Source organism: Caulobacter sp. 17J80-11, assembly GCF_014349105.1.
Taxonomy (GTDB): domain Bacteria; phylum Pseudomonadota; class Alphaproteobacteria; order Caulobacterales; family Caulobacteraceae; genus 17J80-11.
The window spans coordinates 16,923-37,593 of the sequence record NZ_JACSJI010000003.1 but is presented as its reverse complement, the minus strand read 5'-3'; the positions used below and the strand labels follow the sequence as shown (position 1 = coordinate 37,593).

Annotated in this window: 22 protein-coding genes; 14 read left to right on the top strand and 8 right to left on the bottom strand. The window is 71.2% G+C overall.

The window, feature by feature from the left end; all coding sequences use genetic code 11:
- Positions 1 to 4 precede the first annotated feature (4 nt).
- Entirely contained in the window at positions 5 to 370 is a 366-nt protein-coding gene (locus H8B08_RS04220; protein WP_187448963.1) for a PepSY domain-containing protein, read from the bottom strand.
- A 165-nt stretch (positions 371 to 535) separates the two neighbouring features.
- Positions 536 to 1,450 carry a J domain-containing protein gene (locus tag H8B08_RS04215; RefSeq protein ID WP_187448962.1) on the bottom strand — a complete coding sequence of 305 codons (915 nt, stop codon included), beginning with the start codon at positions 1,448 to 1,450 and terminating at the stop codon, positions 536 to 538.
- A 233-nt stretch (positions 1,451 to 1,683) separates the two neighbouring features.
- Between H8B08_RS04215 and H8B08_RS04210 the strand changes: the two genes are divergently transcribed.
- Positions 1,684 to 2,163 (top strand): DUF805 domain-containing protein, encoded by a 480-nt coding sequence (locus H8B08_RS04210; protein ID WP_187448961.1) that lies wholly within the window; start codon positions 1,684 to 1,686, stop codon positions 2,161 to 2,163.
- Between the two features lie 37 nt (positions 2,164 to 2,200).
- Here H8B08_RS04210 and H8B08_RS04205 read toward each other — a convergent pair whose 3' ends face one another.
- The gene (locus H8B08_RS04205) at positions 2,201 to 2,668 is read right to left on the bottom strand and encodes a YcgN family cysteine cluster protein (RefSeq protein ID WP_187449181.1); all 468 of its coding nucleotides are present in this window, start codon (positions 2,666 to 2,668) and stop codon (positions 2,201 to 2,203) included.
- A gap of 63 nt (positions 2,669 to 2,731) precedes the next feature.
- Here H8B08_RS04205 and H8B08_RS04200 point away from each other — a divergent pair, with 63 nt between their 5' ends.
- The 8 genes from H8B08_RS04200 (at position 2,732) to H8B08_RS04165 (ending at position 11,392) form a co-directional block, all read left to right on the top strand.
- On the top strand, positions 2,732 to 4,651 hold the full coding sequence (locus H8B08_RS04200) for a transglycosylase domain-containing protein (protein ID WP_187448960.1): 1,920 nt from the start codon (positions 2,732 to 2,734) through the stop codon (positions 4,649 to 4,651).
- 200 nt (positions 4,652 to 4,851) lie between these two features.
- Positions 4,852 to 6,645 carry an ABC-F family ATP-binding cassette domain-containing protein gene (locus tag H8B08_RS04195; protein ID WP_187448959.1) on the top strand — a complete coding sequence of 598 codons (1,794 nt, stop codon included), beginning with the start codon at positions 4,852 to 4,854 and terminating at the stop codon, positions 6,643 to 6,645.
- Positions 6,646 to 6,783: 138 nt separating this feature from the next.
- The gene (locus H8B08_RS04190; protein ID WP_187448958.1) at positions 6,784 to 7,788 is read left to right on the top strand and encodes an ABC transporter substrate-binding protein; all 1,005 of its coding nucleotides are present in this window, start codon (positions 6,784 to 6,786) and stop codon (positions 7,786 to 7,788) included.
- A 58-nt stretch (positions 7,789 to 7,846) separates the two neighbouring features.
- Positions 7,847 to 8,221 carry an endonuclease domain-containing protein gene (locus H8B08_RS04185; RefSeq protein WP_187448957.1) on the top strand — a complete coding sequence of 125 codons (375 nt, stop codon included), beginning with the start codon at positions 7,847 to 7,849 and terminating at the stop codon, positions 8,219 to 8,221.
- Positions 8,222 to 8,300: 79 nt separating this feature from the next.
- Positions 8,301 to 9,035, top strand: coding sequence for an ABC transporter ATP-binding protein (locus H8B08_RS04180; protein WP_187448956.1), 735 nt, complete (start codon positions 8,301 to 8,303; stop codon positions 9,033 to 9,035).
- Complete coding sequence (locus tag H8B08_RS04175; protein WP_187448955.1) at positions 9,032 to 9,799, top strand: ABC transporter permease; 768 nt, start codon at positions 9,032 to 9,034, stop codon at positions 9,797 to 9,799. Before H8B08_RS04180 ends, H8B08_RS04175 begins: the two co-directional genes overlap by 4 nt.
- A gap of 61 nt (positions 9,800 to 9,860) precedes the next feature.
- Complete coding sequence (locus H8B08_RS04170; protein ID WP_187448954.1) at positions 9,861 to 10,289, top strand: hypothetical protein; 429 nt, start codon at positions 9,861 to 9,863, stop codon at positions 10,287 to 10,289.
- Positions 10,290 to 10,300: 11 nt separating this feature from the next.
- A complete protein-coding gene (locus H8B08_RS04165) occupies positions 10,301 to 11,392 on the top strand; it encodes a DUF2336 domain-containing protein (RefSeq protein WP_187448953.1) in 1,092 nt (363 codons plus the stop codon).
- Between the two features lie 4 nt (positions 11,393 to 11,396).
- Here the strand turns inward: H8B08_RS04165 and H8B08_RS04160 are convergent, their stop codons facing one another.
- Positions 11,397 to 12,725, bottom strand: a complete 1,329-nt coding sequence (locus tag H8B08_RS04160; protein ID WP_187448952.1) for a hypothetical protein — start codon at positions 12,723 to 12,725, stop codon at positions 11,397 to 11,399.
- A gap of 191 nt (positions 12,726 to 12,916) precedes the next feature.
- On the opposite strand from H8B08_RS04160, the gene H8B08_RS04155 reads away from it, so the two are divergent.
- The gene (locus tag H8B08_RS04155) at positions 12,917 to 13,708 is read left to right on the top strand and encodes an SWFGD domain-containing protein (protein WP_187448951.1); all 792 of its coding nucleotides are present in this window, start codon (positions 12,917 to 12,919) and stop codon (positions 13,706 to 13,708) included.
- A 130-nt stretch (positions 13,709 to 13,838) separates the two neighbouring features.
- Here H8B08_RS04155 and H8B08_RS04150 read toward each other — a convergent pair whose 3' ends face one another.
- Positions 13,839 to 14,264, bottom strand: a complete 426-nt coding sequence (locus H8B08_RS04150) for an OsmC family protein (RefSeq protein WP_187448950.1) — start codon at positions 14,262 to 14,264, stop codon at positions 13,839 to 13,841.
- A gap of 164 nt (positions 14,265 to 14,428) precedes the next feature.
- Between H8B08_RS04150 and H8B08_RS04145 the strand changes: the two genes are divergently transcribed.
- From H8B08_RS04145 to H8B08_RS04130, 4 genes are all read left to right on the top strand, one after another.
- Positions 14,429 to 15,040 (top strand): SH3 domain-containing protein, encoded by a 612-nt coding sequence (locus tag H8B08_RS04145; RefSeq protein ID WP_187448949.1) that lies wholly within the window; start codon positions 14,429 to 14,431, stop codon positions 15,038 to 15,040.
- A gap of 278 nt (positions 15,041 to 15,318) precedes the next feature.
- The gene (locus H8B08_RS04140) at positions 15,319 to 15,528 is read left to right on the top strand and encodes a hypothetical protein (RefSeq protein WP_187448948.1); all 210 of its coding nucleotides are present in this window, start codon (positions 15,319 to 15,321) and stop codon (positions 15,526 to 15,528) included.
- 9 nt (positions 15,529 to 15,537) lie between these two features.
- Positions 15,538 to 16,155: a DUF938 domain-containing protein gene (locus H8B08_RS04135; RefSeq protein WP_187448947.1), complete on the top strand. Its 618-nt coding sequence runs from the start codon at positions 15,538 to 15,540 to the stop codon at positions 16,153 to 16,155.
- Between the two features lie 27 nt (positions 16,156 to 16,182).
- Positions 16,183 to 16,755 carry a methylated-DNA--[protein]-cysteine S-methyltransferase gene (locus H8B08_RS04130; RefSeq protein WP_187448946.1) on the top strand — a complete coding sequence of 191 codons (573 nt, stop codon included), beginning with the start codon at positions 16,183 to 16,185 and terminating at the stop codon, positions 16,753 to 16,755.
- A 9-nt stretch (positions 16,756 to 16,764) separates the two neighbouring features.
- Here the strand turns inward: H8B08_RS04130 and H8B08_RS04125 are convergent, their stop codons facing one another.
- The 3 genes from H8B08_RS04125 to H8B08_RS04115 all read right to left on the bottom strand — a co-directional run bounded on the left by H8B08_RS04125 (position 16,765) and on the right by H8B08_RS04115 (position 20,618).
- Positions 16,765 to 17,409, bottom strand: a complete 645-nt coding sequence (locus H8B08_RS04125) for an energy transducer TonB (protein WP_187448945.1) — start codon at positions 17,407 to 17,409, stop codon at positions 16,765 to 16,767.
- Positions 17,410 to 17,434: 25 nt separating this feature from the next.
- On the bottom strand, positions 17,435 to 19,045 hold the full coding sequence (locus H8B08_RS04120) for a peptide chain release factor 3 (protein WP_187448944.1): 1,611 nt from the start codon (positions 19,043 to 19,045) through the stop codon (positions 17,435 to 17,437).
- 73 nt (positions 19,046 to 19,118) lie between these two features.
- Positions 19,119 to 20,618, bottom strand: a complete 1,500-nt coding sequence (locus tag H8B08_RS04115; RefSeq protein ID WP_187448943.1) for a hypothetical protein — start codon at positions 20,616 to 20,618, stop codon at positions 19,119 to 19,121.
- Positions 20,619 to 20,671 lie beyond the last annotated feature (53 nt).

Genomic DNA, 20,671 nt, shown 5'->3' with positions numbered 1-20,671 from the left:
TCCTTCAGTCCGCCCCCAGAATCCGCCCGCTTTCGGCGTCGACGATGTAGTCGATCCGACGCCCGTCCTCGGCCTGCCAGCGCACCCGATAGATCGGGCGCCCGTCGCGGCCTTGTTCTTCCCAGCTGTTGAGGATGCGCCCCGGCGTGCGCCGGTCGATGTCGGCCAGCACCCGGCCCAGCGGCACGCGCCGGCCTTCGCGCACGCCTTCGCGGGCCGCGTCCTGGCCGCGCAGGTCGTTGCGGAAATCCTCCGGCCGTCCGCCGCCGCGGCCGTGGCCGCGGTTCTGGACGTCCCAGACCTGCGCGGAGGCGCCTTCCGCCCCGAGGGCGAGCAGCGCGAGCGCGAGCATGACGACGGACTTCTTCATGGCCCCCTCTCTGACTGATCGGCCCTGAACGGCGACTGAACGGCGTGCTTAGCCGATCATACACCGCTTGCGGAACGTCGGATTTCCAAATGGGGACGTTCGGCGCGATCAAAAGCTTGAGGGCGTTCCGATCGCAAAACCGAATCCGCTCGCGCGGAACCCGGCCTAACGCCGCTTGGGCGCGTAGGGGCGCTCCTTGCGCCACTTCTCGGCAAAGGCGTCCAGGGCCGGGTCCGGCGCGTCCGGCAGGGTCACGATCAGCCGGGCGAACAGATCGCCGCGCTGGCGGGTGCGCGGATCGATCGCGCCACGCCCTTTCAGGCGCAGCATGGAGCCGGAGTTGGCGCCCTTGGGCACGTTCAGCGACACCGTCCCGTCCGGGGTCGGGGCCTGGACCTTGCCGCCCAGCACCGCGTCCGGGACCGAGACCGGCAGGTCCATGTGCAGGTCGCCGCCCTCGCGGCGGAAGATCGGGTGCGGCTTCACGCCCAGCTCGATCAGGGCGTCGCCGGGCGCGCCCCCGGCGCGCGCGGGCGCGCCCTGCCCTTTGAGGCGCAGGACCTGGCCGTCGGAGGCCCCCTGCGGAATGGTCACGTCCAGGGTGCGGCCGTCGGAGAAGGCGATGCGCTTGGTGGCCCCGATGATGGAGTCCTCCAGGTCGATCTCCAGCCGGGCGCGCACGTCGTGGCCCTTGGCCGGGCCGCTGGAGCGCGGGCCGCCGCGCGGCACGCCGCCGACCCCGCCGAACATGTCGAAGATGTCTTCGAGGTCCACGCCCTCGAACCGGCCGCCCGCCCCGAACGGCGAGCCCCCGGCTCCGCCGCCGCCGCCGGGCTGGAAGCCGCGAAAGGTGTCGCGCCCGTCGGCGTCGATCTCGCCGCGGTCGAAGCGGGCGCGCTTGTCCGGATCGCCCAGCAGGTCGAAGGCCGCGCTCACCCGCTTGAACCGCTCCTCGGCCTTCTTGTCGCCGGGGTTGCGGTCGGGGTGGAATTCCTTGGCGAGCTTGCGGAACGCCTTGCGCAACTCGTCCTGGCTGGCGCCGCGCGCGACGCCGAGTTCTTTGTAGGGGTCAGTAGCCACGCGCTGTTCAAACATGGTCCGGGGCGCTCGTCGAACGACCCAAACGAATGAAGCGATCCCGTACGCCGCGCAAGTGAAATCGTGGCATTAATGCAACAGTAACCGTCTTCGCCCGGAAGCGTCACCGCAGCTCAGGCTCGACCGTCCCCGCGATTCAGCTAACGATGTTCTCCGTATTGTCGCGCGAGTGATCTCACGGACAGACGGGACCCACGGGGTCCGAAGGGGAACAAATGGACTGGAAGAGCCTCTTTTTCTCCGGCGCCGGCCGGATCAACCGCCAGGAATTCTGGATCGGCTTTCTGATCCTGCTCGGCGTGGGCGTGGTGATTAACTTCATCCCGGTGATCGGGACGATCGCGGGCTTCGTGACGATCTGGTGCTGGATCGTGCTCTACACCAAGCGTCTGCACGACATGGGCAAGAGCGGCTGGCTGCAGCTGATTCCCTTCGGCGTCGGCGCGGCCGCCATCATCGGGGCCGGCGTCACCGGCGGCATGGCGATCATCGCCGCGGCCGCCCAGGGCGACAACGTGGACCCCACGACCATGATCGCCGGCTTGGGCGGCGCGGCCCTGTTCCTGGGCGGCGCGTGCCTGGTGAGCTTCATCTTCCTGCTGTGGGTCGGCCTCAGCGGCGGCCAGGCGGGCGACAACCGCTACGGCCCGCCTCCGGGAACCCCGGCGGCCGAGCCGGCCCCGGCCGAAATCTAAGTCGCCTGCGACGCGGGTCGGGTCCGCCCGGCCCGCGTCAGTCGTCGCCGCGGTCCTTCGACAGGTCCCAGGCGGTGAAGTCGAGGGCGTCCTCGGGATCGTCCAGCGCCTCTTCCGAGACCACCTGGCCGCGGATGCTGACCCCGGCCTTGTGCACGCTCTCCGGATCGCCGGTGATCAGCGGATGCCAGCGCGGCAGGGTCTTGCCCTCGTGCAGACGCCGGTAGGCGCAGCTCTTGGGCATCCACTCCAGGTCCTCGACGTTCCAGGGCGTCAGCTTGATGCAGTCCGGAACGTGCTTCTTGCGGTTCTCGTAGTCCTTGCAGCGGCACAGGTTCGCGTCGAACAGCTTGCAGGACACCCGGGTGGGGATGACCTCGCCGGTCTCCTCGTCCTCGAAGCGCACCAGGCAGCACAGGCCGCAGCCGTCGCAGAGGCTTTCCCACTCCGCGGCGGTCATTTGTTCCAATCGCTTAGTTTCCCAGAAGGGCTTTTGCGTCATCAGGTAAGGCGGTCCTGGAACTGAGGCGACATGGACGAGCGGCCTGGATACGGCGCTGAGGAAGATATGGGGTCGGCGACCTTCCGCGCCGACCTTCTGCATCAGCGCGACCGGCGGCTCAACCGGCTCGCCCGCGGCCTGATCGCCGCGGCGGCCGGCGTGGCCCTGCTGGCGCTGGTCGGCGTGGCCCAGGCCTGGCGCCATTATCTGGGCGATCTGCCGCGGGTGCCGCCGAACGCCGAGCTCGCCGCCTACGGCCGCGCGCCGGGCATGACCTTCCTCGACCGCAACGGCCAGGTGGTGGCCACGCGGGGGCCGAAGTACGGCCGCCAGGTGAAGCTGTCCGAGCTGCCGCCCTACGTGCCGCTGGCCTTCCTGGCGGCCGAAGACCGCCGCTTCCGCAGCCACAGCGGCGTCGACCTCAAGGGCGTGGCGCGCGCCGCCCTGGTCAACGCCAAGGCCGGCGAGACCCGCGAGGGCGCCTCGACCCTGACCCAGCAGCTGGTGCGCGACCTGTTCCTGACCAGCGAGCGCAGCTTCAAGCGCAAGCTGCAGGAGGTGATCCTGGCCTTCGTGCTGGAGCGGCGCCTGAGCAAGGACGAACTGCTCGAACTCTATCTGAACCGCGTGTTCCTGGGCGAGAACGCCTTCGGCATCGACGCGGCCGCCCACACCTATTTCGGCAAGTCCGCCCAGCAGCTGAGCCTGGCCGAGGCCGCCGTGCTGGCCGGCCTGCCCCAGGCGCCCTCCGTGCTCAACCCGACCCGCAATCCGAAGGGCGCGCTCAAGCGCGGCCGGCTGGTGCTGGAGCGCATGCAGGACGAGGGCTGGATCAACCGCGGCCAGGCCCGCGTCGCCACCCTGCAGCAGATCATCGTCGTGCCGCACAAGGGCGAGGGCGACCTGGCCTGGGTGATCGACGTGGCGGCGGCCGAGGCCCGCAAGCGCGCCCAGGGCCGCGCCGGCGACCTGGTCGTGCGCCTGACCGTCGATCCGCGGCTGCAGGGCGTCGCCGCCCAGACCGTGCGCGAAGCGCTTCAGGCGAGAGGGCCGGACGCCGGCGTCAGCCAGGCCGCCCTGGTGGCGCTCGGCCCCGGCGGCGCGGTGCGCGCCCTGGTCGGCGGCCGCGACCACGACACGAGCGCGTTCAACCGCGCGGTCCAGGCCCGCCGCCAGCCGGGCTCGGCCTTCAAGCCGTTCGTCTGGGCCGCGGCGCTGGAGGCCGGCGCCCAGCCGACCGACATCCGCTCGACCGCGCCGGTGGCCTTCGGCCTGTGGACCCCGACCGAAAGCGCCTCGGTCGGGCCGGAGATCAGCCTGGAGGACGCGCTGGCGGTCTCCAGCAACACGGTCGCCGCGCGGCTGACGGCCGAGGTCGGCCCGGAGCGCGTGGCCGACGTGGCCCGCCGCTTCGGCATCGTCGGCCTGCCGGATCGGCCCAAGCTGCCGATCGCTCTGGGCGCCTACGAGACCACGCTCTGGGACCTGACCGGGGCCTACCAGGCCTTCCCGCAGGGCGGCCGGCGCACCCCGCCCTACCTGGTGGAGGAGGTGGACCGGTCGGACGGCGTGGTGCTGTGGCGGCACGGGGCGCCCGCGCCGCTGGTGGTGTTCGACGCCGCCCGGGCCGGGTCGATGGTGCGGATGATGACCGGCGTGGTCACCCACGGCACGGGCAAGCGGGCCGCCTTCGGCCGCCCGGCGGCGGGCAAGACCGGCACCAGCCAGAACAATCGGGACGCCTGGTTCGTCGGCTTCACCCCCGACCAGGTGGCCGGCGTCTGGGTCGGCAACGACGACGGCCGGCCGATGAACGGCGTGGTCGGCGGCGACCTGCCGGCCGAGATCTGGCGGCGGTTCATGGAGGCGGCCAGCCGCGACGAGCCGATGCTGGAGTTCGATGCTGTGCGCGCCGCCGGCGGCGGCCGCGGCGACTTCTACGCCGGCCTCGCCGCCGAGTTCGCGCGCGCGGCCGAAACGCGCTAGGAGGTCCGCCCTCCTCCCCTGCGACCAACGGGAGCGGGGGAGGGGGACCACCCGCAGGGTGGTGGAGGGGGCGAGCCGCGCCCCCTACATGTCCCCGTCATGCCTCTAAATCGTCGCCCGATGTCTGCGCTGTCGCTCCCCTCCACCGCTTCGCGGCCCCCCTCCCCCGCTCCGCTGCGCTCCGCAGGGGAGGAGGCTCAATGAACGCCCGCGCTCCCCTCGTCGCCCTCAAGGACGTCCGCCTGCAGGACGGCCGCGTCCAGCTGTTCGACGGCGTCGACATGGCCCTGGAGCCGCGCGTGCGCGCCTGCCTGGTCGGACGCAACGGCGCGGGCAAGTCGACCCTGATGAAGATCGTCGCCGGGCGCATCGAGCCGGACTCCGGCGAACGCTCGCTGTCGACCGCCGGACGGATCGCCTACGTGCCGCAGGAACCGCTGATCGAGGGCGAAACCCTGCGTGACTACGCCTGCGCCGGCGGAGCCGAGCCCTGGGACGCCGACGCGGCCCTGCAGACCTTCGGCCTGGATCCGGCCCGCCCGACCGCCGGCCTGTCCGGCGGCGAGACCCGCCGCGCGGCCCTGGCCCGCGCCTTCGCCGAAGATCCCGACCTGATCCTGCTGGACGAGCCGACCAACCACCTCGACATCTTCGCCATCGAGACGCTGGAGGCCGAACTGCAGGCCAGCCGCGCCGCGGCGCTGATCGTCAGCCACGACCGCGCCTTCCTGGAGCGGGTCACCCGCCGCTGCTTCTGGCTGGCCCACCGCAAGGTGCGCACGCTGGACGAGGGCTTCGCAGCCTTCGAACCCTGGGCCGAGAAGATGGAGGCCGAGGAGGCCGAGAACCTGCGCCGCCTGACCAAGGCGATCGAGCGCGAGACCTACACCTTCTACCGCTCCATCACCGCCCAGCGGACCCGCAACGAGGGCCGGGCGCGCAACCTGGAGGCCATGCGCCAGCAGAAGGCCGCCCTGATGCGCGACAAGCCGCGCGAGCTGGAGCTGGCCATCGACGCCGGCGGCGCGTCGGGCAAGCTGGTCGCCGAGCTGAAGGGCGTGTCCAAGGGCTATGACGGACGCGAGCTGATCAAGGACTTCACCACCCGGGTCATGCGCGGCGACCGCGTCGCCATCGTCGGCCCGAACGGGGCGGGCAAGTCGACCCTGGTGAAGACCCTGCTGGGCGAGATCGAGCCGGACTCCGGCACGGTGCGGCTCGGCACCGGCCTGGAGGTGGTCTACCTCGACCAGAGCCGCGACGAGCTGAAGGCCGACACCACCCTGTGGGACGCGCTGACGCCCGGCGGCGGCGACTCGGTGCTGGTGCGCGGCCACTCCAAGCACGTGGCCGCCTACGCCAAGGACTTCCTGTTCAACGAGAACCAGCTGCGCCAGCCGGTCTCGACCCTGTCGGGCGGCGAGCGCAACCGCCTGCTGCTGGCCCGCGCCCTGGCCAAGCCGGCCAACATGCTGGTGCTGGACGAGCCGACCAACGACCTCGACATGGACACGCTCAACCTGCTGGAGGAGCTGCTGGCCGACTACGAGGGCACGCTGATCCTGGTCAGCCACGACCGCGACTTCATCAACCGGCTGGCGACCTCGACCATCGCGCTGAACGGCCACGGCCAGATCCGCGAGACGCCCGGCGGCTGGAACGACTTCATCCGCCAGAATCCCGGCTTCTTCGACAAGCCCGAGATCGTCCAGGCCAAGAAGCCGGCCGTCGCACCCAAGGCCGCCGAGCCGAAGCGCGCGGTCAAGCTGTCCTACAAGGACCAGCGCCGGCTGGAGGAGCTGGACGGCCTCATGCCCAAGCTGCAGGCCGAGATCGCCGCCCACGAGAAGGTGCTGGAGGACGCGAACCTGTACGCGAAGGATCCGGCCCGCTTCGACCGCACCATGAAGGCGCTGGACGCCGCCCGGGCCAACCTGGCCGCCAGCGAGGAGGAGTGGCTGGAGCTGGAAGAGAAGAAGGAAGCGCTGGCGTAAGCCGGGACCGGATTTCTGCTGCCGGCTCTGTAGCCCTCATCCTGAGCCTGTCGAAGGACGAGGGCGGCCCGCGAGAGGGTTCACAGAACCCTCCCCCCGACCTACCTTCGCCGCAACATCGTTCGGGGGGCCGAAACCATGAATCGTCGCGCGTTGCTGGCGCTCGCCGCCGCACTCGCCGTCACCGCGTGCGGACCGAAGCCGCAGGAGCCGGCCGACGCGCCGGGGCGGGTGAAGATCCGCTTCGCCACCGACTGGCGGGCCCAGGCCGAGCACGGCGGCTTCTACCAGGCCCTGGCCTCGGGCGAGTACGCGCGCCGCGGACTGGACGTCGAGATCGTCCAGGGCGGCCCGGGCGTGAACGTCCCCCAGCTGCTCGCCTCGAACGCGGTCGAGCTCGGCATGGGCTCGAACAGCTTCATCGTGCTGAACCAGGCGGCGGAAAAGACCCCGGTGAAGGCGGTCGCCGCCTTCTTCCAGAAGGACCCGCAGGTCCTGATCGCCCACCCGGACCCGAAGCTGAAGTCGATCGCCGACCTGAAGGGCCGGCCGATGCTGCTGGCCGACGCCTCGGTGACGGCGTTCTGGGTGTGGCTGAAGGCCCGCTACGGCTTCAACGACAGCCAGGTGCGCAAGTACAACTTCAACTCCGCGCCGTTCCTGGCCGACAAGCGCGCGGTGCAGCAGGGCTATCTGACCAGCGAGCCCTACACCATCGAGAAGGAGGCCGGGCTGAAGCCCAGGGTCTTCCTGCTGGCCGACGAGGGCTATCCCTCCTACGCCACCATGGTGATGGCCAACGAAAAGCTGATCAAAGAACACCCGCAGGCCGTGCGCGCCTTCATCGAGGCCTCGGCCAAGGGCTGGACCGACTATCTGAACGGCGACGCGTCCAAGGCCGACGCGCTGATCCGCAAGGACAATCCGGAGATGACCCAGGACCTGCTGGACCAGGCCCGGGCCAAGCTGAAGTCCTACGCCCTGGTCGACGGCGGCGACGCGAAGACCCTGGGCGTCGGGGCCATGACCGACGCGCGCTGGGCCGAGTTCTTCAAGGTCGCCTCCGAGCAGGGCGTCTATCCCAAGGACCTCGACTACAAGCGCGCCTACACCCTGGAGTTCGTGGGCAAGCCGGCGAAGTGACCCCTCTCCTCCCCTTCGAAGCGGGGGAGGGGGACCACCCCGCGCGACCGAGGAAGGCATGCGCTCACCCAAGGCGATCACACTGAAGCGGGCGAGATCGCTGCGGCGCACCCTGTCGACGCCGGAAGCGCGCCTTTGGGTTCGCCTGCGTAATCGGGGCGAGGATCACCCCGCCTTTCGGCGGCAGCATCCCTTCGGGCCGTACATCCTCGACTTCTACTGCCCGCAACTGAAGCTCGCGATCGAGGTGGACGGCCAGGGGCACACCATGGGCGACCAGCCAAGGCACGATATCCAGCGCGACGCTTGGCTCAGGACGAAGGGCGTCGAAGTCGTGCGGCTCGAAGCGGTCGAGGTGCTGAAGGATCCGGACGCCGCGGCCGACGCGATCTGGAACCTCGTTCTGTCGCGCACGCGAGGCGTGTGGGCGTGATGCAACCGGTAGCGCAGCCGTTCGCCCCCTCCACCACGCTTCGCGTGGTCCCCCTCCCCCGCTTCGCAGGGGAGGAGAGATGATCGCTGAACTCAGGTCCGTCGAGGTCGACTACGGCCGGCGCGGGCGCGCGCTGGGGCCGTTCTCGCTGGGCGCGGCGCCCGGCGAGATCGTCGCCGTGGTGGGACCGTCCGGCTGCGGCAAGTCGACGGCGCTGCGCCTGCTGGGCGGACTGGAACAGCCCACGCGCGGCGAGGTCCGGCGCACGGTCGGCCGCGGCGAGACCGCCGTGGTCTTCCAGGCCCCGACGCTCGCGCCCTGGGCGAGCGCGGGGGCCAACGTCGCCTTGCCGCTGGAACTGGCCGGCGTCGCCGACGCCCGCGCGCGGGCCGACGCGGCGCTGGAGCGGGTCGGACTGTCCGGTCATGGCGACGCCAGCCCGGCGCAGCTGTCCGGCGGCATGGCCATGCGCGTGTCGCTGGCCCGCGCCCTGGTCACCGATCCCAAGCTGCTGCTGCTCGACGAGCCGTTCGCAGCGCTCGACGCCCTGACCCGCCGCCGGCTGGTGGAGGACCTGCACCGCGTGTGGGACCAGACCCGCCCGGCCGTGGTCTTCGTCACCCACGACGTCGAGGAAGCGGTCTACCTGGCCGGCCGCGTGGTGGTGATGACGCCCGGCCCCGGCCGCACGGCCGCCGAGATCGCGGTCGACGCGCCCCTGCCCCGTCCCGAGGGCTTCCGCACCTCTCTGGGCTTCCGGGAGGCGGTGGCCGCGGTCGAGGCCGCCCTGGCCCTGGCGGAGACGGCTGCATGAAGCGCGTCGTCGACGTCCTCGCGCCGCTCATCCTGATCGCGCTCTTGCTCGGCGGCTGGGAGGCGGCCTGCCGCCTGCTGGCCGTGCCCGGCTACTTCCTGCCCGCGCCTTCGGCCATCGGCGCGGCCATCGCGGCGCGCTGGCCCGAACTGCTGCACGCCGCCGCCAACACTCTGGTCATGGCCCTGCAGGGCCTCGGCGTCGCCGCGCTCGCCGCGGCGGCCCTGGCCCTGCCCGCCGCGCTCAGCCCGATGGTGGAACGCGCCGTGCGTCCGATCGCGGTCGGCCTGCAGGTGACGCCGGTGGTGGCGCTGGCCCCGCTGGTGGTGATCTGGGCCGGGCTGGAGCGGCCGGGCCTGGCGGTGGCCGCGCTGGCGGCGGTGGTGGCCTTCTTCCCGATCTTCTCGGGCGTGCTGACCGGCCTGAAGTCGGCCGACCCGGACCTGGAGCGCCTGTTCGACCTCTACGAGGCCACGCCTTTCCAGCGGCTGACGCGCCTGCGCCTCCCCGCCGCCGTGCCCTTCGTGCTGGAGGGGGTGAAGGTCGCCGCCGGCCTGTCGGTGATCGGCGCGGTCGTGGCCGAATGGGTGGCCGGATCGGGGACCACCCAGGGGCTGGCCTGGAAGATCCTGGAGGCCGGCAATCGGCTGCGCACCGCCGACATGTTCGCCGCTCTGGCGCTCCTGGCCACGCTCGGCTTCCTGCTCAACGCCGCGGTCGGCGGCCTGGAGCGCGAAGCCTTACGGCGTTGGCGCGGGCGTTAGTCGGCGGTTAAGCGCAACGCTTCTAGATTCGCCTCCACGAAGAATTCGGGGAGCAGTCGGAGTGCGTGAAGCGCTCGCCATCGCCGCCGCCATGGTCGCCCCCATGGTCGCTTCGGCCGCCGCCGCCGAAGCGCCGGGCCAACCGCCGGCCGCGCGCCTGAACTGGCCGGGCAAGGCGCCCGCGCCCGCCGCTCCCCCGTCGCCCGCAACCCAGCCGGTGATCGCCGCGCCCCAATTGGCCCCGCAGCCGACGCCGAGCGCCGCCACGCCCGTGACCGTCGCCGACGCGCCGGCGCGCCCCGACGGGCCGCGCCGCTACTCGGTGCACCGCGCCTTCGGCGAAACGCCCGACCGGCCGCAGTTGCCGGGCGAATTCTTCCTCGACGGCCCGCCCGTCGATCTCGCCGATCCCCCGCCCCAACCGCTGAGCGAGCGCGACGAGCGCCGCCTGCGCGCCGAGGCGGCCTCCCCGGACACCCTGAGTAACTGAGCATCCGAAGCATGAGCGGCTCCAAACTCGTCGACCTCATCGCCCTCGCCAAGGAGGACTCCAGCCCCCGCCGGCGCGAGTTGCTGCGCGAGGTCACGGACCTGTTCTTCACTCATCAGCAGCCGGCCACCGAGCCGGAGATGCAGCTGTTCGACAGCGTGCTGACCCAACTCTCCTCGGAGATGGAGGAGCAGGTGCGCGCCGACCTGGGCCTGCGCTTCGCCGACGCCGAACGCGCGCCGCGCGGCCTGATCCGGCGCCTCGCCAACGACACCCTGGCGGTCGCCGAGCCGATCCTGACCCGCTCGACCGCCCTGACCGAAGAGGACCTGCTGGAGGTCGTGCGCAAGCATGGTCAGGGTCACCTGCAGGCGGTCTCGCGCCGCGAGCACGTGTCCGAGCGGGTGTCCGACGTGATCGTCGAGCGTGGCGACGACCAGACGCTGGGCGTGCTGCTGCGCAACGACGGCGCGGAGCTGTCGCGCCAGGCCTCGGAGACCGTGGTCGACCGCGCCGCCGCGAACCCCGACCTGCAGGAGGCCGCCATCAACCGCGGCACCCTGGCGCCCGACCTGCTGAACGAGCTCTACTTCGTGGCCGAGGCGCGCCTGCGCCAGCGCATCCTGGACGAGAACGCCAAGCTGGACCCGGCCGCCCTGGAAAAGGCCCTGGCCAACGGCCGGCGCACGGTCGCGGCCAAGGACGGCGCCCTGCCGGCCGACTACGACGCGGCCGAGGCCTATATCCGCGAGCTGCGCGACGCCGGCGAGCTGACCCCGCGCGTGCTGGCGCGCTTCCTGCGCTCGGGCGGCATGACCCAATTCCTGGTCGCTCTGGCCCAGCTCGCCGACATCGATTTCCACACCGCCCGCCACATCGTCGAGCGGCGCGAGCTCGACGCGCTGGCCATCGTCTGCAAAGCGGCCGACCTCGACCGGGCGCTGTTCCTGACCTACGCGGTGGTGCTGCTCAGCAAGGAATCCGACGCCATGGGCCGGGCCCAGGAGTACGGCAAGCTGTACGGCGACCTGCCCAAGGAGACGGCCCTGCGCACCATCCGCTTCTGGCGGGTGCGCCGGCAGTCGACGGACCTGGCGGCCTGAGCCTTCAGGCCGCGCGCACGCGCTCCAGCCCTTCGGCGGCGATCACGGCCAGGGTCCGCAGGCCCTGTTCGCAGAACACGTCCAGCGCCGCCTCGTAGGCGTAGACGGCGGCGTCGCGTTCGCGGAACTCGCCCAGCAGCTCGGCGCGGGCTTCGTAGAGCCGGCCCAGGTTCGCCTGGATCACCGCCCAGCCGCTGGGATCGGCCTCCGGTTTGGCCCCGGCCAGCTCCGAGCGGAAGGCGGCCTCGGCCCGCGCCAGGGCGGTGAGGTCGCCGCGCCGTTCGGCCCGCCGCGCCACGCACGCCGCGCGGTCGCTCGCAATCGTGGCCCGCATGACCAGGGCCGTGCCGATGGCGGCGTCCAGCGCCTCGTCGTAGGAGACCTCGGCCTGTTCGAAGGCGGCGTCGCTGTCGGACGCCTCGCCCAGCGCCTGCAGGGCCTGACCCAGCGCGTGCTGGAAGCGGGCCCAGTCGAGAGGGCTGTGGTCGCGGGTGTAGCGCTCGCCGATCTCGACCAGGGCCGAGACGCCCTCGGCGATCAGGTCGACCCGCACGCAGAGCGCGCCCAGGGCCGTCAGGCACGCGCCGCACAGCTCGGCGGCGCGGGCCCAGGTCAGCGGCTCGTAGTCGGGATCCAGGTGTTCGACCAGCTGCGCCACGTCTCGCGCGGCGCCCTCCAGCAGGCGCGCGTCCTTGCGATGCACGCCGAAGATGGCCAGCAGCTCCGCCCGCGCCACCCGCGCGGCGGCCGCCTCCAGCCGCACCGCCGGCGAGCCGCGGTCGGCGGCCAGACGCTCCAGCTTGTGCACGGCGGAGTCATATAGCGCGGCGGCCTCGAGCGCCCGGGCGTAGTCGCCCGAGCCGATCGCGTCGCGCGCGGCCAGCCGGGCGTAGGCGGTCTCCAGCCGGGCTTCCGCCACCGCGTCGAGCCCCTGCCCCGCGGCCGCTTCCAGAAGCGTGCGGGCGGTGTCGGCCAGGCCCTGGTCGCCGAAAAGGTCGGCGCCGGCCAGGCAGGTGAGGCCCTGCTCCAGCGCCGCGCGGGCCTGGTCGCTCAGCTTGCGCGAGGCCTTGCCGGCGGCTTCCGCGGCGGCGGCGGACTTGCGCAGGGCGGCCGGATCGCCGGTCCGGCGCGCGTACTCGCGCCAGATGGCCGCGCCCTCCAAGCGGTGCGGCAAGGGATCACGCGTCGACACCCGGCCCGCGGCGATGTCCGCGGCGCGGCCCTGACCGGCCAGCATGCGCGCGTCCAGAAGCTCCAGCAGACTGGGGTCGGCCGCGTCGGAAGCCGCTGCCACGCCCAATATTCTTTTCAGCTCGCGTTCGAAATCGAACATCGACGGTCCTCAGTGAGCGTCCCATCCCGGGACGCCCGCGCCCTCTCGGGACGGGTATGAGCAAACGCGACGCCCCGCCCCGGGTTTCAGCGGGACAGGCCGTATCAGGCCGGAACCTGACCCTTTCCCCTCCGGTTTTCCCGGGTAAGCGGCGGGGGCCAGCCAAGATCAGCGCGGGAAGGACGAGTTGAATGGCCGACAGGTGGAGAGACGACGAGCGCCATCGGACCTGGGCGGAACGCGAGCGCCATGAAACGCGCGCGCAAGACTACCGGGGCCAGGACTACCGGGGTCAAGATTACAGAGGACAGGATTACCGGGGACAAGACTTCCGGAACGCGGATTACAGGGCGCAGGATCGGGATTACGGGCGCAGCTACGGCCAGGGCGGCGGCTGGTACGGCGCCGAGCACGGCCGCCACGGCCAGACCTACGGCGCCGACTACGGACGCGGGGACTACGGTCGCGGACAATACGGCCAAGGCGGCTACGGACAGGGCCCGCACGCGCAGGGCCAGAACGCTCCACACCCATACGCCCAGGGGCAATACGGACAGGGCCCGTACGGGCAGTACGGCGGGCAGGGGTCCGGCTACGGCCACGAGCGCGCGCCGGGCTACGGCGGCTACTACGGCTCGGGCGCGACCCCGCAGGGCTATTACGGCGCCCAAGGCTATGGCGCTTACGGCCAGGAGCAGGCGCGCTGGGGCCAGGGGGCCTACGAGCGCCACCAGGGCTGGCACGGCCGCGACTACGGCGGCTACGACCGTGGCGAAGGCTGGCGCGGTCAGGGGCGCGGCCCGGAAGACCGTAACTTCGCGAACAGAGCCGGCGACGAGGTGAAGAGCTGGTTCGGCGACGACGACGCCGAACGGCGCCGCCGCATGGACGAGATGCGCGACCGGCGCGAGGACCGCGAACACTGGGAACGCGGCCACTGGGAACGCGGGGGCCACTTCCGCGGCCCCGATCGCCCCTGGTGACTTGAAGGCTTTCTCCCTCCCCTTCACGGGGAGGGACGGCCGCGTCAGCGGCCAGGGTGGGGAAGCGACCGCCCCCCGCTGCCCCACCCGGCCCTTCGGGGCACCCTCCCCGTAAAGGGGAGGGAGATGGTCACCCGAGCGTCGCGTTCACGGTGATCTCGGCGTTCAGCACACGCGACACCGGGCAGTTCTTTTCCGCCAGGCCGGCCAGCTCGTCGAACTTCGCCTTGTCGATGCCGGGGACCTTGGCCTGCAGGGTCAGGGCCGAGCGGCTGATGCGAAAGCCGCCCTGGCCGTCCGATTCAAGGGTCACCACCGCCTCGGTCTGGAGTTCGTCGGGCGTGAAGCCGGCCCCCTGCAGCTGGAACGCCAAGGCCATGGAGAAACAGCCGGCGTGCGCCGCCGCGATCAGCTCCTCAGGGTTTGTGCCCGGCTCGTTCTCGAAGCGGGTCCTGAAGCTGTAGGGCGAGTTCGACAGCACGCCCGAGGCGCTGGTCAGCTCGCCGGTCCCGTCCTTGCCGGTCCCGCGCCAAACGGCGCGCGCCTTGCGGTCCATGATCCTCTCCTCGCTGTGGAAGCGTACGGAAAGCAGCGTCCGGCGACCGGGGTTCCGATGGTGACGAACCTAAACAGAACCTGACAATTCGCCACGGCGCGCCGTTCAGCTTCGCCGGGCTAGCTTGTCCATATCGGAACACGACAGCCCCCGAGGAGAAGAACATGTCGACGTCCACAACCTTCCGCACCGCCGTCGTCGGCGCCGCCCTGATCGCCCTCGTCGGCGTCGTCCCGGCCGCTTCGGCGCAAGAGCGCACCGGCGGCGGCGTCGGCTCGATCACCAACTGCGACGCCAAGGGCGGCAAGCAGGAAGTCGGCGCGGTGCTGGGCGCGCTGGCCGGCGCGGCGATCGGCTCCAACGTGGCCAAGAACGAGCGCACCGCCGGCGCCGTGGCCGGCGCCGCGGCCGGCGCGGCCGCGGGCTCCTGGACCGGCTGCAAGATGCAGCGCGACGAGGCCGCCGCCGGCAAGCGCGAGTACAAGGACGAGCCCAAGGGCACCTACTCCAGCGGCGGCTACCGTCTGGCCCCGCAGGTCTCGCCCGCCCGCTTCAGCAAGGGCGGCGGCGACTACGTGGCCACCGCCAACGTGAACCTGCGCTCGGCGCCGTCGACCAAGGCCGGCAAGCTGGGCGGCCTGTACACCGGCCAGAACTTCCAGGCCCTCGCCTACGCCGGCGACTGGGTGCTGGTCGGCCACAACAACGTGGGCGTCGGTTACGTCCACTCCAGCTACGCCCGCCCCTCGAGCGGACGTTACGGCGGCGGCTACTAAGCCCCCCCCCTAGCCGCCGCTACGACGACGCCGCCCCGCTCCCCCCGGGGCGGCGTCATTCGTTTTCAGGGTGGAGAGTTTCTGCATCGAGCAGGACAGAGCTGAACGCCCGTGAACGAGTGGGCCGAAGTGTACATGGGAAGCGCTATTCACCGCGGTTCCGACGCGCCGTCAGAACGTCTCGTGAACATAAATCCCCGCCATGGCACGCGGGGGCCTCTTGCGCGGCACGATGAGTCGGCCCCCCATACCCCCTGACAGGACGCAGTGATTCGCTAATGGAGCACTCCGTCTTGATTTCACCCCCGTCAAAAAACGATCACGATACCGACACCCTCAAAGTGTCTGTGTTTCGGCTGTTTGAGGTTGCAGGTAGCGGACGCGGCATCGACCAAGTCCCGAAGCTGGTGCCGCTCGTGTTGTTCGGTGCGGGTATCATCACCCTGCTATCCGTTGTGATCGCAGCGCTAGTTGGTGCAGCCTTCTGAAGGCCCCTGATGCTCAATCAGTCACCGCCCGCCGCCCTCTCCTCCCCCGCCGCCCTGCGCAACCGCGAGCCCATCCTCGAGGTGCTGCGCGCGGCCCTGCCCGCTTCGGGTTTGGTGCTGCACGTGGCCGAGGGGACCGGCGAGCACGCGGCCTGGTTCGCCGCCGGCCTGCCCGACCTGACCTTCCAGCCGACCGACCCGGACCCGACCGCCCGCGCCTCGATCGAGGCCTGGCGTGAGGCGAGCGGCCTTCCCAACCTGCTTGCGCCCCTGCCGCTCGACGCGGTGGCGCCGCAGACCTGGCCGGTGAGCCGGGCCGACGCGGTGGTCTGCATCAACATGGTCCACATCTCGCCCTGGGCGGCGACGGAGGGGCTGATGGCCGGCGCGGGGCGGGTGCTGCCTGCGGGCGGCCTGCTCTACCTCTACGGCCCGTACCTGGAGGCCGAGGTGGAGACCGCGCCCAGCAACCTGGCCTTCGACCAGAGTCTGAAGTCGCGTGACCCGGCCTGGGGCCTGCGCGACCTGGCCGAGGTGAAGGCGCTGGCCGCCAGCCACGGCCTGGCCTTCACCCGGCGGGTGGAGATGCCGGCCAACAACCTCAGCGTCCTGTTCCGCAAGCGGTGAGCCGGGGCGGGTGCTAGGATCGGGGCGATGACCCACGGCTACACCCTGTTCGACACCGCGGTCGGCCGCTGCGGACTGGCCTGGAGCGAGGCCGGCGTCGCGGCCGTGTCCCTGCCCGAGGGCGACGACGCGGCCACGCGCGCGCGGCTGCTGAAGCGCTGTCCGGGCGCGCAGGAGCAGGCCCCGCCGCCGCAGATCGCCCGCGCGGTCGAGCAGGTGGTCGGCCTCCTGGAAGGCCAGTCGATCGACTTCTCCGACGTTCCACTGGACCTCGAAGGCGCCTCGCCGTTCGAGCGGCGCGTCTACGACCTGGCCTTACGCATCCCGCCGGGCGAGACGCGCACCTACGGCGCGATCGCGAAGGACCTGGGCGAGCCGGGCGCGGCCCAGGCGGTGGGCCGGGCGCTGGGCGCCAATCCGATCCCGATCATCGTGCCCTGCCACCGGGTGCTGGGCGCCGACGGCAAGGCCGGCGGCTTCTCAGCGCCCGGCGGCGTGTCGACCAAGGCGCGCATGCTGACCATCGAGAGCGCCAGGACCAGCGACCAACCCACCCTGTTCGACGCCGAGATCTCGATCGCACCGAAGCGGGGGCGGTAGACCGGCGCGTTACGGAACTCGCGTAGCAGCGGCCGCCGACTGGCAGTGGGCGAGCAAGCCGGACATACGCTCCGGGTACGCCTTGCCCAAGTTCGTTGCTTTGTCGGCCTCATACTTGGCGCGCGCCTTCGCCACCTTCGGCTCTTCCCCCTGCGCCTCGATCGCCGCTTGGAAGGCCGCCACGCGCGCCTTGCGGTCCGGACCAGGACGGGCCGCCTCAAACACGGCGCAGACCGCGCTGTTGTCGAGGCTTCCGTCCAGCGTCCAGCGAACCGGCACGCGAACCCGGGCGCCTTCCACGGACCGCCCTCCCACGGTCGGACGCATCCGGAATGCGTCCGCGGCGGCGACGGTCGCGGCCCCGAAGCCCCAGCCGACCGGGTTCTCGTCGAGCACCGCGCAGTTCACGAGCGCGCCGTCGGCCCTGACGACGCACTCGATCGTAGCTTTACCGGCGACGTCGAATACCTGCGCGTCGCGCGGGAAGAAGCGCTCCAGGTCGGCATACCCGGGTAGGCTGGCCCATTGCGGGGCGGTGATCATCCGCGGCGCTTCGGCCCGCGGCGGCGTCACGACCGGCGGCGGGATGGACGGATCCACCGCAGGATCGGCGCCGAGCAGCGCCAGAACCACAAGTGCTGTCGAAAGTGTCATGGCTCCCCCCCTGAGGGAGCCAGCTTTACCCGCGTTCCTTGGTCTTCTGGAAGCGGACCTTCGGATAGCGGTCGGCGACGTAGCCGATCTCCCAGGACGACTTGCCCAGGAACACCGGCTGTTCGTCGATGTCCGAGCCGATGGCCGACTGGTGCTTGTTGATGAAGTCCTCGACGTCGGCCTTGTCGCCGGCCAGCCAGCGGGCTTCGGCATAGGGGCTCGGCTCGAAGATCACGTCGAGCGCGTATTCGTTGCCCAGGCGGTCGGCCATGACCTCGAACTGCAGCTGGCCGACGGCGCCGACGATGAAGTCGGCCCCGATGCGCGGGCGGAACAGCTGGGTCACGCCCTCCTCGGCCAGGCCTTCCAGCGCCTTTTTGAGGTGCTTGGCCTTCAGCGGATCCTTCACGCGCACGCGCTGCAGGATTTCCGGAGCGAAGTTGGGCAGGCCGGCGAAGCGCAGGGTCCCGGTCTCCGACAGGCTGTCGCCGACGCGCAGCACGCCGTGGTTGGGGATGCCGATGACGTCGCCGGCATAGGCCTCCTCGGCCAGCTCGCGGTCCGAGGCGAAGAACATGATCGGCGCGTTGACCGACAGCTGCCGGCCGGTGTTCTGCACCTTCATCTTCATGCCGCGGCGGAAGGCGCCCGAGCACAGGCGCACCATGGCGATGCGGTCGCGGTGGTTGGGGTCCATGTTCGCCTGGACCTTGAACACGAAGCCGGTGACCTCGTCGCTCCCGGGGGCGACGTGGCTTTCGGCCCCGGCCTTCTCGGCCTTCACGATCTTCGGCGGCGGGGCGTAGGTCCCCAGGCCGTGCAGCAGCTGGTCGACGCCGAAGTGGCGCAGGGCCGAGCCGAAGAACACCGGGGTCATGTGGCCTTCCAGGAAGGCTTGCGGGTCGAACGGCTTGGAGGCGTCGGTCACCAGCATGCCGCCTTCCTCGACCTCCTCACGCTCGGCCTTGTCGAGGAAGCGCTCGATGTCGGCGCTGTCGAAGTCGACCGCGCCGGGATGGCCCTCGTCCTCGGCGGCCGCGCCGCCGGTTTTCTTGGCGAAGGGCAGGAAGCTGCGGTCCTGCAGGTTCAGCACGCCCTTGAAGCGGCCGCCCGAGCCGGCCGGCCAGTAGAGCGGCGCGGGATCCAGGGCCAGCTTGGAGCTGATCTCGTCCAGCAGGGCGAACGGATCCTGGGCCTCACGGTCCATCTTGTTGATGAAGGTCAGGATCGGGATGTCGCGCAGGCGGCAGACCTCGAACAGCTTCAGGGTCTGCGGCTCGATGCCCTTGGCGGCGTCCAGCACCATGACCGCGGCGTCGGCCGCCGTCAGGGTCCGGTAGGTGTCTTCCGAGAAGTCCTCGTGGCCCGGGGTGTCGAGCAGGTTGAACATCAACCCCTCGTGCTCGAAGGTCATCACCGAGGCCGAGACGGAGATGCCGCGCTCGCGCTCGATCTTCATCCAGTCGGAGCGGGTGCGGCGGTTCTCGCCGCGCGCGCGCACCGCGCCGGCCGCCCGGATGGCGTCGCCGGCCAGCAGCAGGTGCTCGGTCAGCGTCGTCTTGCCGGCGTCGGGGTGCGAGATGATGGCGAAGGTGCGCCGGCGGGCGGCTTCGGCGGCGGGAGAGGTCTTGGACATGCGGCCGCCGGGTTAGCCGACGCGAGGCGGCGTGGCAACGCGGCCCTGCGCGCGGGCCGCATCCGCACGCGCCTCAGCCGCCGGCCTCTGCGGTCTTCGCCGGCGCGTCGAGGCGGGCGAGCATCGCCTTGGCCGCTTCCGCGTCGGCGCCGCGGTGGGGCGCATTGGCGAGGATCTTGAGCAGCGTGCGCGCCTCGTCCTTGCGGTCCCGCCGGATCAGGGCGTCGGCCGTCTTCAGGCTGATCTCGGTGACCTGCGGCGCGAGCTGATGGCTGAGCAGCAGGACGTTCAACGTGTTCTCGGACGGATAGTCCGGATCGGTCGAACGCGATCGGGCGTAGGCGTACAGGGTCTGGTAGTGGTCGGGGACCAGCTTGTTGGCGCGGGCCAGGTAGGGCCGCGCCTTGGCGAAGTACTCGGCGCGCCGGTCGGGATCGGCGTCGCCCGCCTGCAGGCAGCTTTCAGCCATCAGCCGCAGCGCCTCCACGTCGTCGGGGTTCGCCTTGAGCATGCGCTGGAGGATGTCCTCGCCGATCGCGCGGGCTCCGTAATCGATCTCCACATTGGCCAGGGCGAGCTGGGCGAAGCGGTCGCCCTCGTACTTGGCCGCCCGCTTGCGCACGTCGGCGACGAACCTGGCGCGGTCCTCCTTCTCGACCCCGCGCTTCATGCGCTGCACCTCCATCAGGAGATCGCCGGCCGAGGCCGGCAGGGCCGTGATCTTGACCTCGGCATCGATCGGCGGCTTGGGACTGAGGGTTCGGTAGAAGAACTTGCCGTCGATGTAGTCGCGCATCGCCTGTTCGAGGGCCGGAAGGGTCTGGCCGGTCACGCGCGTCATCGCCGCCACCGGGTCCTCGCCGCCCTGGCCGACCGCCCGCAGATAGGCCGTCAGCTGGGCGTGCCGCTCCGGCGTCGCCTGCATGTAGTGCACCAGCAGCCACGCCTGGGCGTAGAAGGCCCCACGCTGCTCCCCGTCGATCTGCCAGACCGACTTTCCGAGCAGGTCCTTCAGGGGCATCCAGCTGGCGAACAGGGTTCCGGCGCGCATGTCGCTGTACCGGCCGATGTCGATCCGGTCCGGGCGGACGTCGACCGTCATGAAGTACTCGGCCCAGCCTTCCACCATCCACGCCGGATAGGCGTAGGGGAAGTTCTGCATCATGAAGTGATGGACGTACTCGTGGAACGCGTAGTCGTTGGTGTCCTTGTCGCTCCCCGTCCGCATCGCCACCGCGTACAGATCCCGCGGCGCGGGGATGTAGAAGCCGACCACGCCGTCCGGGGCGTGCGGATACACCCGACGAAAGTTCGCGTTGTTGACGAGGTAGATCTCGAACTTCCGCGGCGACGCCTCGGTGTCGGCCACGCCGTGGAACAGGCGCAGCACGGCGTCGAATTCTTCCAGGTTCTGGGCGTAGTCGCGCAGCATGCGCTCGTCGAGCTGGCCGTAGACGACGAAGTGCTTGCTCTCCGCCTTCAGCCAGCCGGCCGCCTGGGCCGGGCCGCATCCCGCCAGGACCGCGAACGCCAGGGCGCACGCCCCGATGAAGCCCCTGAGATTCCGCCCCACGCTCGCCCCCAAGCTGTACCGAGACCGGGCGCGACAATAGGCGGAGCCGCGCG

What these genes read in the sequence shown, in the direction of transcription:
- H8B08_RS04160 (WP_187448952.1), bottom strand. Translation starts at nt 12,725, where the DNA reads ATGTTCGATTTCGAACGCGAGCTGAAAAGAATATTGGGCGTGGCAGCG.
- H8B08_RS04190 (WP_187448958.1), top strand. Translation starts at nt 6,784, where the DNA reads ATGAATCGTCGCGCGTTGCTGGCGCTCGCCGCCGCACTCGCCGTCACC.
- H8B08_RS04180 (WP_187448956.1), top strand. Translation starts at nt 8,301, where the DNA reads ATGATCGCTGAACTCAGGTCCGTCGAGGTCGACTACGGCCGGCGCGGG.
- H8B08_RS04125 (WP_187448945.1), bottom strand. Translation starts at nt 17,409, where the DNA reads ATGACACTTTCGACAGCACTTGTGGTTCTGGCGCTGCTCGGCGCCGAT.
- H8B08_RS04140 (WP_187448948.1), top strand. Translation starts at nt 15,319, where the DNA reads ATGGAGCACTCCGTCTTGATTTCACCCCCGTCAAAAAACGATCACGAT.
- H8B08_RS04210 (WP_187448961.1), top strand. Translation starts at nt 1,684, where the DNA reads ATGGACTGGAAGAGCCTCTTTTTCTCCGGCGCCGGCCGGATCAACCGC.
- H8B08_RS04200 (WP_187448960.1), top strand. Translation starts at nt 2,732, where the DNA reads ATGGGGTCGGCGACCTTCCGCGCCGACCTTCTGCATCAGCGCGACCGG.
- H8B08_RS04120 (WP_187448944.1), bottom strand. Translation starts at nt 19,045, where the DNA reads ATGTCCAAGACCTCTCCCGCCGCCGAAGCCGCCCGCCGGCGCACCTTC.
- H8B08_RS04155 (WP_187448951.1), top strand. Translation starts at nt 12,917, where the DNA reads ATGGCCGACAGGTGGAGAGACGACGAGCGCCATCGGACCTGGGCGGAA.
- H8B08_RS04195 (WP_187448959.1), top strand. Translation starts at nt 4,852, where the DNA reads ATGAACGCCCGCGCTCCCCTCGTCGCCCTCAAGGACGTCCGCCTGCAG.
- H8B08_RS04220 (WP_187448963.1), bottom strand. Translation starts at nt 370, where the DNA reads ATGAAGAAGTCCGTCGTCATGCTCGCGCTCGCGCTGCTCGCCCTCGGG.
- H8B08_RS04135 (WP_187448947.1), top strand. Translation starts at nt 15,538, where the DNA reads ATGCTCAATCAGTCACCGCCCGCCGCCCTCTCCTCCCCCGCCGCCCTG.
- H8B08_RS04185 (WP_187448957.1), top strand. Translation starts at nt 7,847, where the DNA reads ATGCGCTCACCCAAGGCGATCACACTGAAGCGGGCGAGATCGCTGCGG.
- H8B08_RS04150 (WP_187448950.1), bottom strand. Translation starts at nt 14,264, where the DNA reads ATGGACCGCAAGGCGCGCGCCGTTTGGCGCGGGACCGGCAAGGACGGG.
- H8B08_RS04165 (WP_187448953.1), top strand. Translation starts at nt 10,301, where the DNA reads ATGAGCGGCTCCAAACTCGTCGACCTCATCGCCCTCGCCAAGGAGGAC.
- H8B08_RS04145 (WP_187448949.1), top strand. Translation starts at nt 14,429, where the DNA reads ATGTCGACGTCCACAACCTTCCGCACCGCCGTCGTCGGCGCCGCCCTG.
- H8B08_RS04130 (WP_187448946.1), top strand. Translation starts at nt 16,183, where the DNA reads ATGACCCACGGCTACACCCTGTTCGACACCGCGGTCGGCCGCTGCGGA.
- H8B08_RS04175 (WP_187448955.1), top strand. Translation starts at nt 9,032, where the DNA reads ATGAAGCGCGTCGTCGACGTCCTCGCGCCGCTCATCCTGATCGCGCTC.